The organism is Streptococcus sp. GMD6S (assembly GCF_000297015.1).
Genome location: NZ_AJRH01000041.1, coordinates 1 through 11,844 on the forward strand (window position 1 = coordinate 1; position 11,844 = coordinate 11,844).

The 11,844-nt window shown below is 40.5% G+C and carries 7 protein-coding genes; 1 reads left to right on the forward strand and 6 read right to left on the reverse strand.

Features of this window, described 5'->3' with window-relative positions:
- Positions 1-47 precede the first annotated feature (47 nt).
- Entirely contained in the window at positions 48-1,271 is a 1,224-nt protein-coding gene (gene pepT / locus GMD6S_RS06800) for a peptidase T (RefSeq protein ID WP_000222029.1), read from the forward strand.
- 36 nt (positions 1,272-1,307) lie between these two features.
- Here pepT and GMD6S_RS06805 read toward each other — a convergent pair whose 3' ends face one another.
- The 6 genes from GMD6S_RS06805 to GMD6S_RS06830 all read right to left on the reverse strand — a co-directional run.
- Positions 1,308-4,355, reverse strand: a complete 3,048-nt coding sequence (locus GMD6S_RS06805; protein WP_000731456.1) for a pneumococcal-type histidine triad protein — start codon at positions 4,353-4,355, stop codon at positions 1,308-1,310.
- 13 nt (positions 4,356-4,368) lie between these two features.
- Positions 4,369-5,286 carry a metal ABC transporter substrate-binding protein gene (locus GMD6S_RS06810; RefSeq protein ID WP_000747440.1) on the reverse strand — a complete coding sequence of 306 codons (918 nt, stop codon included), beginning with the start codon at positions 5,284-5,286 and terminating at the stop codon, positions 4,369-4,371.
- 195 nt (positions 5,287-5,481) lie between these two features.
- Positions 5,482-7,992 (reverse strand): pneumococcal-type histidine triad protein, encoded by a 2,511-nt coding sequence (locus GMD6S_RS06815; RefSeq protein ID WP_000700242.1) that lies wholly within the window; start codon positions 7,990-7,992, stop codon positions 5,482-5,484.
- Between the two features lie 245 nt (positions 7,993-8,237).
- The gene (ptsP, locus tag GMD6S_RS06820) at positions 8,238-9,971 is read right to left on the reverse strand and encodes a phosphoenolpyruvate--protein phosphotransferase (protein ID WP_008289239.1); all 1,734 of its coding nucleotides are present in this window, start codon (positions 9,969-9,971) and stop codon (positions 8,238-8,240) included.
- Positions 9,972-9,976: 5 nt separating this feature from the next.
- Positions 9,977-10,240: a phosphocarrier protein HPr gene (locus tag GMD6S_RS06825; RefSeq protein ID WP_000146948.1), complete on the reverse strand. Its 264-nt coding sequence runs from the start codon at positions 10,238-10,240 to the stop codon at positions 9,977-9,979.
- Positions 10,241-10,701: 461 nt separating this feature from the next.
- A partial coding sequence (locus tag GMD6S_RS06830) for an alpha/beta hydrolase family protein (protein WP_000295635.1) occupies positions 10,702-11,844 on the reverse strand: 1,143 nt, incomplete at its 5' end.

An 11,844-nucleotide genomic window follows, 5' to 3' on the forward strand; every position in this document is an offset into this window, starting at 1 on the left:
TTTTTCCGAAGTTTGCATTCTATTTTATGATTGTTAAAGGAGTTTTTATGACTTATCCGAACCTTTTAGATCGTTTCTTGACCTACGTTAAGGTCAATACGCGTTCTGATGAACACTCTACTACTACTCCAAGTACGCAAAGCCAGGTAGATTTTGCGACCAATGTTCTTATTCCTGAAATGAAACGTGTCGGTCTGCAAAACGTCTACTACCTTCCAAATGGTTTTGCTATTGGTACCTTACCAGCTAATGATCCCAGCCTTACACGCAAGATTGGCTTCATCTCCCACATGGATACTGCTGATTTTAATGCTGAGGGAGTTAATCCGCAAGTCATTGAAAATTACGATGGTGGAGTTATCGACTTGGGTGATTCTGGATTTAAACTCGATCCTGCTGATTTCAAGAGCCTTGAGAAATATCCAGGCCAAACGCTTATCACAACTGATGGCACGACCTTGCTGGGTGCTGATGACAAGTCAGGGATTGCTGAAATTATGACTGCTATTGAATATCTGACTGCTCATCCCGAAATCAAACACTGTGAGATTCGAGTTGGTTTTGGACCAGATGAAGAAATCGGTGTTGGAGCTAACAAATTTGATGCTGAAGACTTTAACGTTGACTTTGCCTATACTGTTGATGGTGGTCCGCTAGGTGAGCTTCAGTATGAAACTTTCTCAGCAGCTGCTGCTGAGCTTCATTTCCAAGGGCGCAATGTTCACCCTGGTACTGCTAAAGGACAGATGGTCAATGCCCTTCAGCTAGCGATTGATTTTCATAATCAACTTCCAGAGAATGACCGACCTGAATTGACAGATGGTTATCAAGGTTTCTATCATCTTATGGATGTGACAGGTAGTGTCGAGGAGGCGCGTGCAAGCTACATCATCCGTGACTTTGAAAAAGATGCCTTTGAAGCTCGTAAAGCAGCTATGCAAGCCATCGCTGACAAGATGAATCAAGAGCTTGGGAATGATCGCGTTAGCTTGACTCTGACAGACCAGTACTACAATATGAAAGAAGTCATCGAGAAAGACATGACACCCGTTACCATTGCTAAAGCTGTTATGGAAGATTTAGGGATCGCGCCAATTATCGAACCGATTCGTGGTGGAACAGATGGGTCTAAGATTTCCTTTATGGGGATCCCAACTCCTAATATCTTTGCTGGTGGTGAAAACATGCATGGACGTTTTGAATACGTCAGTCTTCAGACCATGGAGCGTGCGGTGGATACCATCATTGGTATTGTAGCTTATAAAGACTAAAAAAGACGAGGTAGCTCAGCTACTTCGTCTTTCTTTTTATTCGTTTGGTTGAGCACTTGGCTCAGTCTCACTTTTCTCTTGCTTTTCGCTTGATTGAGAAGCAGTTGTTTCACTGCCTTTCTCAGACTTAGATTGACTGTCAGTTTCACTTGCTTTTGAACGAAGTTCTTGGTTCAAGCTAATGATTTCTTTAGCTAGAGTGAGGAGACCTTCTTTATCACTACTTTTAGCTGCGAGTTGATCAAAAAGGGCATCGACACGTTCAAAGTCAGCATCAGATCCTTTGTTATCCTCTAAGTACTTGTGAAGAGAGAGCAAGATATTATAGAGTTTTTGGTAGATAATCACCGTTTGTGGATCTTGTTCTGCTTCTTTTTTCTCTCGTTGGATAGTCGCTGCAATACGATTTAAAAGATCCTCAAGTTGTGTTTTAGCTTCGTCAAGGTCTGCATTTTCCTTTTCAGTAGCCGCTTTGATATTAGCTGCTTCTTCAGCTAGGGATTGTTTGACACCATCTTCTTTGACACGTGCTAGGAGTTGGGCAGCTTTAGTTAGGAGAGCATCCACTTCTTCCTTCTTAACATGACTAACCCGCTCTTCTGGCATAAAATCACCGTAGAGTTCTTTTAGGAATTCATAGATGGCGGTCTTAGCAGTTTGACTATCTACTTTTTCCGTATCTAGAATAGTCTTACCAACTTTTGTAGAAACGGGTTCTTCTTTGAGAGCTTCTTCTACTTCTAACTTAGTTTGGTAAATAGTTGGGAATAACTTGTTCAAGTCGGTTGCTTTGAGGAAAGATTGTGACTGGTAAAGTTCCCATGTCAACTTGGCAACACGGTTCCGAAGTTCTTCTCTCAAACGACCATCAGACACATGTTCGTAGAAGTACTTGATGTACTCTACTGTTGTAACCCCTGTCCGATCTCGGAAATCTTGCAAGGCCTGCAGTTTCGCTTCAATGACAGCCAACTCTGTCTCATCCTGTGCTAGTTTTGCTTCCTGCAAATGTACCAAAAGATCTTTCTTAGGCAAGCCATAAGTATCTGTATCCAATGTATTGATCTTATCTACTAGAGCTTGGTACTTCTTATCTAAAGGTGAAGTTTCAACCGGTGCCACATTTTGGTCCACATGGATATACTGTTTATTAAAGAGATCCAATGCTGCTAGGTATCCAGCAGTTGAGTTTGTTGCCAATTTTTTCATATTTTCGGTGAACTGCCCCAAAGCAAGTTCAACCCGTCTCTGCATGATTGGCTGGTCTTTGTAGAGACTTCTGCTATCTGCTAAAAGTTGATCCACCTTAGATAGAACTGTTTGTTCATCAAATGCTCCAGGTTGATAGGTCGATTGTAGGGCCGGAATCTTATTTTTCAAAGCTACTTCATAGCCATTTGTCTGAACCTTAATGTAGTGATTGTGATCACCGTGAGGAATCACAAAGCTACCATTCTCTACTTGCAAACTATAAGGAGACACCCCATCACGTAGGGCAGTCGTATAAAGTTCATTTAGGAAATCCAGTTCTGGATTTCCAGTTTGGAGAGGAATACGAACATGTTCTTTTCGAACAGCATAAGGATGGATATGGGTTGGATCATAGGCTTGATCCGGATTTCCAAAGACAAAGAAGCCGTTTGAAATACGAATCGCTTCGAGCGGAACCCCGTAGGTCTGTGAGATATACTTGATTTTTTCTTCATCGCTAGCATCTCTTGAGAAACTTTCCACAGTCTTTGCAAGTGGTTGAACGTGCTGAGACTGATGATTTTCTTTCAAGTGATCTTGGGCAGCTTTGATTTGGGCTGCAGTCAAGTCCTTCTTAAAGAAATAATGAGCGTGATCTCCATGAGAAACTACAAAACCTTGCTCATCTTCACTAATAACACGGTCAGCTGCAAAACCATGATCATGTTCTTCACCGTGGTGGTGGTCATGCTCCTCTCCATCATGGTCATGGTCTTCATGGTTGGTATCCTGACTTCCATGGTCACCGTCTTGGTCATGATGATGATCTGGTTGAGCTGGATGTTCTGCTGGTTTGCTTGGATTTTCCAAAGGTGTTGGCTTCCCACTGTCGCTAGATAAAGGAATCATACGTGCAATCTTTTCTTCCAAGGCAGAAAGTTTTGTATATGGGATGAAATGATAGTGATTTCCGTGTGGAATCGCTACGCCACTTGGTGTTCTGCTCGAAATCTTAGCAGGGTCAAAAATCAAGCCATCTGATTCAGCATAACGTTGACTACTTGGAAGAGCATAGAGTTGCTGCAATAGACTTTGAAGACTCTCAGCTTGATTACTTGGTGTTTCAGCCTGTTGACTTGGGTTGGTAGTTTGACCAGTTGCGTTTGGACTAGGACGATAGTCCGTCACAGTCGGTTGTTTTCTAGTTCCAGAAAGGTAAGCTTGAGCAGCAGCTAATTCGCTAGCAGACAAGGAACTCTTTGGAATGTAGTGGTAATGTCCACCATGAGGAACGATATAAGCATCACCAGTATCCTCTATAATATCAGATGGATTAAAGATGTAGCCATCGTCGGTAGTATAACGGCCTTGTGATCGCGCAAGTGTCACTGCACTGTTAGAAGTTGGTGCATCGTGAGTATGACCTTGTTTTTGGCGTTCAATTTCGTCCTTCGTACGAATATTATCAGCATGAGCCGCATCTTTAAGGTAGACATAATACTTACCATCAACCTTGATAATGTAGCCACCTTTGATTTCGTTGACAATATCAGCGTCTTTCAGTTGATAATTGGCATCTTTCATCAACAGTTCTTCGCTGAAAATCGCGTCAAAAGGAACTTTACCATTGTAATAATGGAAATGATCACCATGTGAAGTCACATAACCTTGATCGGTGATTTTCACGACAATTTGTTCAGCCTGAATATCTTCTTTTTTGCTAACTTGATCTGGTGTCTGGGTCTCTGTTTTTTGAGAATCTTGCTTCCCATCGACATAAGACACACGGTTATTATCTTTGTTTCCTTCTACCTGGTGTTGGTTCAATGCATAGATGCAAAGGCTTAGGGAAAGGACAAGAGCCGATCCTGCTGCAAGGTATTTCTTCTTCATTTTCATCATCTCCTCATTTTAATTCTTCTGCAAGAACATTCATGTTTTCTTCTAGATTTTCTAAGTAAGTTTTGTCATTTTCAGGATCTGCTTCTAAAGGATTGAGTGTCTTTAGGCTAACTCCTGTTGATTTGACCAAGGTCTCAGCGACTTTAGAAGAAGCATTGCTCTCAGTAAAGATGGTTTTAACCTTATAGGTCTTAACGAATTCCTGAATTTCTGTTAGTTGTCTCGGACTTGGTTCTTGTTCAGGGGAAATCCCTGCTATACCAAGTTGTTTCAAACCAAAGCGTTTAGCGAGATAAGAAAAGGCTGTGTGTTGTGTAACAAAGGTCTTTTGACTCGCTTTTTCAAAAATAGGCTGGTACTTCTTAGTCAATTCTTGGGCTTTAGCGATAAAGTTTTTAGCATTCTTTTGATACGTTTCCTTATTAGAACTATCAATCTCCGAAAGTTTGTCAGCGATAATCTGAGCTTCTTCACCTGCTTTTTCTGGATCTAACCAAGTGTGAGGGTCGTAGAGTGTTTTTTCATCGATGCCGTCACCAGCTTCTACATCTTCTAAGCCCGGTACACGCTCCAACGTCATCCCTTCAGAAGCTTCTAAAACCTTAACTTTTGAATTTTTCAAGTTAGGATCTAGACTTCCAGCCCAAGATTCGAGCGTATGAGAGTGATAGACAAAGACATCCGCATCATAAATGGCAGCAATGTCATTTGCTGATGGTTCAAAGGAGTGAATCCCACTACTTGACTGAATCATCCGTACATCATTCAAGTCACCTGATACCTCTTTGACCATGGCATAGATTGGGTAAAAACTTGTGACAATCTTCATCCCTTTTGATTCTTGTTTTTCTTTTTGGCTACATGCTCCTAAGACAAGAATCAACAGACTTGCCATTAATAGTAGAATTGTTCTTTTTTTCATCATTACTCCTTAACTAGTATTTAACCATTTAATTAACTAGTAAATAGTTTATCTTTATTTACACTATATGTCAAGATATTTTTCACATTTTCATGAAAAAAATGAGAACTAGAACTTACATTCTATTCTCATTTTCGATTTTAACTTTTCTAGTTCTCCTATCCTGTTTTTAGGATCTAGAAAATGCTTCTACCTTTACTTGCTCTCCTTTAATAAAGCCAACAACTTTTCAGCTTCAGCCATAATGGTATTGTTATCCTGAGCACCAAATAGCAGGTTATTTTTTAAGCCAGTGAGAGTTTCTTTGGCATTGGACTTGATAATGGGGTCTTGGATCTTTGCAAGTAGCTCTTCAGCCTCTCTCAACTTCGCTTCAACCTTTTCAGTCTCGACCTGAGGTTCTTCTGGTTCCTCTGGTAATTCTTCTTCCGGCTCCTCAGTTGGTTTTGGAGATTCTGGTTTCTCACTTTGAGGCTTCTCTTCGCGCGGCTTTTCTTCCTCAGGTTTGTCTGCCCGAGGTTTCTCTACTGATGGTTTATCCGTATGATTGTTATCAGCTTGACCATTTTGGTTTCTTTGAACATGGTCACTTGCATTTCCCCAACCACTATCTGAATGCGGACGTTCGTTTGGATGTTCGACATAGTACTTCACAGTCGCAAAGAGATCTTCTAGACTATACCCCTTAGGTGCCTCATAAAGTCCTTCGTCAAACCACTCAAATTTGATGTTATGGTAATGATCATAATGAGGAATGATTAAACTACCGTTTTTAACTTCCACGGTATGTTGGAGATTGTAAGGCATACGATCAAGAGGCACCTTCTTAGCTGCTTTCACGCGGTTGTAGATAGCTTCTGCTCCTTTAGTCTCTGTATTTCCTGTCGAAGGAGGTGTTAAACCTTTCTCTTTAGCATAAGCCTGGGCTGCCGCTCTTTCGGCTTCAGACAAACTATCTTTCTTAATCCAATGACTATGGGTCATATGTGGAGTTACATAGGCATCCCCCTCATCACTGGTGATATCACGGGGATCAAAGATATAGCCATCTTCTGTTGTATACTTGCCTGCCAACTTGGCTACCTGAATCTCATCATCAGTGTAGGCAATTTGCGCATTTGGTTTTCCTAGACGTTCTGGATGACGAATCGGTGCTAGAAATGCAAGTATATCTTCGACCAACTTAACTTTATCACTGCTTTCATCATTTAAACGTTCCAACAGTTTATCCAAAGCGTCAAAATCAACTTTACGACCTTTATTATCAAGTAAGTCCTGATAAATTCTTGCTAGTAAATCATAAGCCTTATTGTAAAATCCTCGATCACCAGATGGGAGATTGGTTTTCTTAGCTCCGAGTTTATGAGACAAACTTTCTTGCTTGGCTAGTTTACTATCAATTGCTGCTGCTGTTTCTGCTGAAAGCTTCTTGGCAGGAATATAACGTGAGGTTCCATTCTCCTCAAAGACATAGCCGTCAGCTACTTTTCGAATAGCCTGTTTAACTAATTTTTCATCAATTGGATTGCTTGGAGTTGGTTGAGGATTTGGTGCAGGTTGCGGGCTTGGACTAGGTTCCGGAGTCGGTTGTTCTGGTCTTGAATCCGGCACCCAATGGTTCGAACGATAGCGAAGTGGGATGATGCGAGCGATTCGTTCTTCCAATTCAGACATCTGTGAATAGGGGATGAAATGGTAATGGTTCCCATGAGGCACAGCAACTCCTCTAGCTGTTCGACTTGTAATCTGTGCTGGGTCGAAGACAAGGCCATCAGATTCTACGTGTCGTTGGCTGAGCGGCAAGGCGTAAAGTTGTTTCAGAAGGCTATCAATATCCTCATCACTTTGACTTGCTTGACTATCGTCACTACTGTTGTTAGATGTGTTCGTGTTCGTATAGCCACTGCCTTGGTTATTATAGGATGGGCTCCATCTATCTACATCGCTGCTAGCACTGTTGTTATTGGTACGGCGATAAGTAGGCGCCTTTGATTGGCCACTTCTACCAGATAGAAAGGCTTCTGCAGCAGCCAATTCGCTGGCTGATAACTCACTCTTAGGAATGTAATGGTAATGGTCGCCATGAGGAACGATATAAGCATCACCAGTATCTTCAATGATATCGGATGCATTAAAGATGTAACCATCATCTGTGGTGTAGCGTCCCTGTGAACGTGCCAAGGCTACCGCACCATCGTTTGCTGAAGTCCCTCTTTCACGATGCTGACTATGTTCTTGTTTTTGCCGATTGATTTCTTCTTTCGTACGGACATTATCCGCATGGGTTGAATCCTTAAGGTAAACATAGTATTTTCCATCTACCTTGATCACATAACCACCCTTGATTTCACTGATAATATCCTCGTCCTTGAGCTGGTAGTTTGGATCCTTCATCAGCAACTCTTCACTGATGATAGCATCATAAGGGACTTTGCCATTATAGTAATGATAGTGGTCACCATGTGAAGTGACATAGCCTTGGTCTGTTATCTTGATGACGATTTGCTCGGCATTAATACCTTCTTTTTTACTGACTTCATCAGGTGTCAAATTCTCTGTTTTTTGCGCAGCCTGTTTTCCATCTATATAGGAAACACGGTTATTTTCCTTGACCGTTCTAGCTTGATACAGTCCCAATTCATAAGAACAGACACTTAAAATTAAAGCTGCCGCAGAACCAGCAAGGTATTTTTTATTAATTTTCATCGAAACTCTCTTTCTTTTTTAATATTTCTATTTGCAATTCATTTCTAAATTGCAGAAACTCCTCTCTATTACTTAACTGGTTAATAGTTTACTCCTAAATTTGCAACTTGTCAAGAATTTTATGAACCAGTTAAGTATTTTTTGTTCTTCACCGCTACTTTCTCTAGAATGGAGTTTATATAAGAAAGATTTTCTTGAAAGTTCTTAAAAAAAATCCCTGCAACTGGGTTGCAAGGATTTTTTGATTAATCAAAATTAACGTATTCTTTTTGAAGTTCAAGAACTTCTTCCATTGTTGAGCATTCTGTAAGTGCACGGTTTGCGTACTCTTCCATCTTAACTGTATCGAGTTTCTTCATCAAGCTACGTGTACGAAGTACAGATGTTGCTGACATAGAGAACTCATCCAAGCCCATTCCGACAAGAAGTGGAACAGCCTGTTGGTCACCAGCCATCTCACCACACATACCTGCCCATTTACCTTCAGCGTGAGCTGCTTTGATAACGTTGTTAATCAAACGAAGGATTGATGGGTTGTATGGTTGGTAAAGGTATGAAACTTGTTCGTTCATACGGTCTGCTGCCATTGTGTATTGGATCAAGTCGTTTGTACCAATTGAGAAGAAGTCAACTTCTTTAGCAAATTGGTCTGCAAGCATTGCTGCTGCTGGGATTTCGATCATGATACCAACTTGGATATTATCCGCAACTGCAACACCTTCAGCAAGAAGGTTTGCTTTTTCTTCGTCAAAGACTGCTTTCGCTGCACGGAATTCTTTCAAGAGCGCAACCATTGGGAACATGATACGCAATTGACCGTGAACAGACGCACGAAGAAGGGCACGGATTTGTGTGCGGAACATAGCATCTCCAGTCTCAGAGATAGAGATACGAAGGGCACGGAATCCAAGGAATGGGTTCATTTCGTGAGGCATATCGAAGTAAGGAAGTTCCTTATCTCCACCGATATCCATTGTACGAACGACAACAGGTTTACCGTTCATTCCTTCAAGTACAGCCTTGTAAGCTTCGTATTGCTCGTCTTCTGTTGGGAAGTCTTGAGAATCCATGTACAAGAACTCTGTACGGTAAAGACCAACAGCTTCAGCACCGTTGTCATTGACACCTTCAACGTCTTTTGGAGTACCGATGTTGGCAGCCAATTCAAAGTGTTTGCCATCAGCAGTTACTGTTTTAGCATCTTTCAAGAGAGCCCATTCAGCTTTTTGTTTCGCATAAGCTTCACCAGCAGCCTTGAATTCAGCCGCCTGCTCATCAGTTGGGTTGATAATAACTTCACCTGTGATACCGTTAACGGCAAGAATGTCACCATCTTTAACGATTTCAGTGATATTGTTTGTACCCAATACTGCTGCAATTTCAAGCGTACGCGCCATGATAGCTGAGTGGCTTGTACGTCCACCAATGTTGGTTACAAAAGCTTTTACAAAGTTTTTGTCCAACTGAGCTGTATCTGAAGGAGTCAAGTCATGCGCAATCACGATTACTTCTTCATTGATAGAAGCTGGGTTTGGCAATTTTTTACCAAGGAGGTTTGCCAATACACGTTTTGTCACGTCGCGGATATCCGCTGCGCGTTCTTGCATGTATGGGTTGTCTTCCATTCCTTCAAAGATAGTGATAAACATGTCTGTTACTTCTTTCAGACCTGCTTCTGCATTCACTTTCTTCGCACGGATAGTTTCTTTAATTTGGCTGATCATTTCAGGATCAGCAAGCACCATTAAGTGAGCGTCAAAAACTTGAGCTGCTTCTTCACCGAGCGTACCTACTGCTTTCTCGCGAATAACAGAAAGCTCGTCTTGTGATGCTTGTAGAGCGGCATCAAGGCGAGCTTCTTCTGCGTTTGTATCTTCGACTGTAATAGTCTCAAATGACAAATCCGGTTGAACGAGTAGATATGCTTTTGCAACTGCAACACCATCAGATGCTGCGATTCCTTTAAGCATTTCTGTCATTTTCCTTATGCCAATCCTTCTTTTTCCATAGTTTCAGTGATAGCAGCGATTGCGTCGTCAGCATCTGCACCTTCAGCTGAAATTGTAACGTCAGCACCTTGGCCAACACCAAGACTCATAACACCCATGATAGATTTAAGATTTACTGATTTACCTTTGTATTCAAGAGTGATATCTGAAGCAAATTTGCTAGCTGTTTGAACCAACAATGTTGCTGGACGCGCGTGAATACCTGTTTCTGCCACTACGTGGAAATCTTTAGAAGCCATAGTTTGACTCTCCTTTAGTTATTTCTTTTTTGAGTTATATGTGATAACCCTTACAAGACTGTATTATATCACCTTCTAGATAATTTTTCAAGTATTTTATGGACTTTTACTGAAAATGAAATTACTTCTTTTTCTATTAAATGAGCACTCTAGTAACTAAATAGCATATCTAAACACTAATTGTTCAAAGAATGTCATCATCAAAATTCAATTTTCAAAGCTATTTTCCCTTAATACCAATCAGAGGACAATCCTAGTAAATAATGAAATAATACTATTTAACTATAATTAATATAACTCAGTAAATCCATTATTTGAAAAGACTTCATCAAATCCTGAAATTCTAAAACCTACTCTTACCATCAACAGTAGAGAATTTATCCAATTTGCTACTTAAAGTAAAATAAGTTTGTAGCCCCTAACAGTAAAAAGGTAGATATATCTAAGTGGTATAAGTAGAACTAAAACTTTGATTGATTCCATTCAAATAAAGTATCCAACCAATCAAAAACGACATTATGGGCGAGTCTTAGATTATTGACTTGGCAATGAGCGTCCGCACCACTTTCCGCCTCAAATACTTGAAGTTTAGTTTGTTGATTTTTAGATTTAAGTTCTTCATAAATCACCTTAGTTTGATGCTGCAGTTCAGCACCCTCACCCTTTCCCATGATAAAAAGGCATGGGCATTGAATTTTTTGGTAATCCACAATCTTTGCATGGTTAAATACATCATCAATAGCACTCTTAAAATCAGAAGTACCAAACTGCCATGCATACTTTTTAAGATTTAAATTTGCTGATTCATTCCAATTTCCAGCTAATTTTAAAATGGCATTTATTAACCAACTAGGTGCTTTCAAACTTGATCCAAATTCTTTTCTGAAAAGTTCTGCAACGTCGTAAATAGGGGTACTAGCAATCCAAGCATGAATTCTTGGATCCTTTTCGACAGCTTGTGCAGTAAAATATCCCCCTCCGCTGACACCATAAATAGCTAAATAATTTAGTTTAGGATTTCTATTTTCCAACCAGTCTATGCATAATGAAATTGGAATAGAAGCATCCACATCAAAGACCAGCCCTCTACTAGGATTGCTCCCTTGACCAGGAAGATCAACCATTAAAACATTATAATTTCGTATCCATCCAGGATATCCTGCAAAGTAAAATAAATCTTCGCGATAAGTATCACCTCCACCAATCATGATTATCGTTGGGCAATTATCGTCGCTATGAAGATAATAACCAGGCAAGTAAGAACCCTGATAGGGAATAGTTAATTTTTCAATCGGTGCACCTAGTGAATGAATTGCACTAGAAAACACCTTCTCCATTTGACGAACGGTCGGTAAATACTCTTCAGAAAATGGATCGGTAAATTGGATTGCCGAGCGAAGTGAGTAGGTCTGTGCAAGATAATACTGCGCCTTTGTTTGTTCACTCAATCCTGAATTACTTGCTTCTTGTTCAAGGTAGTTTACATGCGATAAAAATACATTTTTCCAGTCATCAGGCTTTGGTGAGTTCCCCAATCTTTGAGCAAGATAATAAAGCTCTCCATGAGAGAAACCAAAAATTTCACCGATTCCTAACAACCAATT

Coding starts and splice junctions, on each gene's coding strand:
- GMD6S_RS06825 (WP_000146948.1), bottom strand. CDS start 10,240: ATGGCTTCTAAAGATTTCCACGTAGTGGCAGAAACAGGTATTCACGCG.
- pepT (WP_000222029.1), top strand. CDS start 48: ATGACTTATCCGAACCTTTTAGATCGTTTCTTGACCTACGTTAAGGTC.
- GMD6S_RS06815 (WP_000700242.1), bottom strand. CDS start 7,992: ATGAAAATTAATAAAAAATACCTTGCTGGTTCTGCGGCAGCTTTAATT.
- GMD6S_RS06810 (WP_000747440.1), bottom strand. CDS start 5,286: ATGAAAAAAAGAACAATTCTACTATTAATGGCAAGTCTGTTGATTCTT.
- ptsP (WP_008289239.1), bottom strand. CDS start 9,971: ATGACAGAAATGCTTAAAGGAATCGCAGCATCTGATGGTGTTGCAGTT.
- GMD6S_RS06805 (WP_000731456.1), bottom strand. CDS start 4,355: ATGAAGAAGAAATACCTTGCAGCAGGATCGGCTCTTGTCCTTTCCCTA.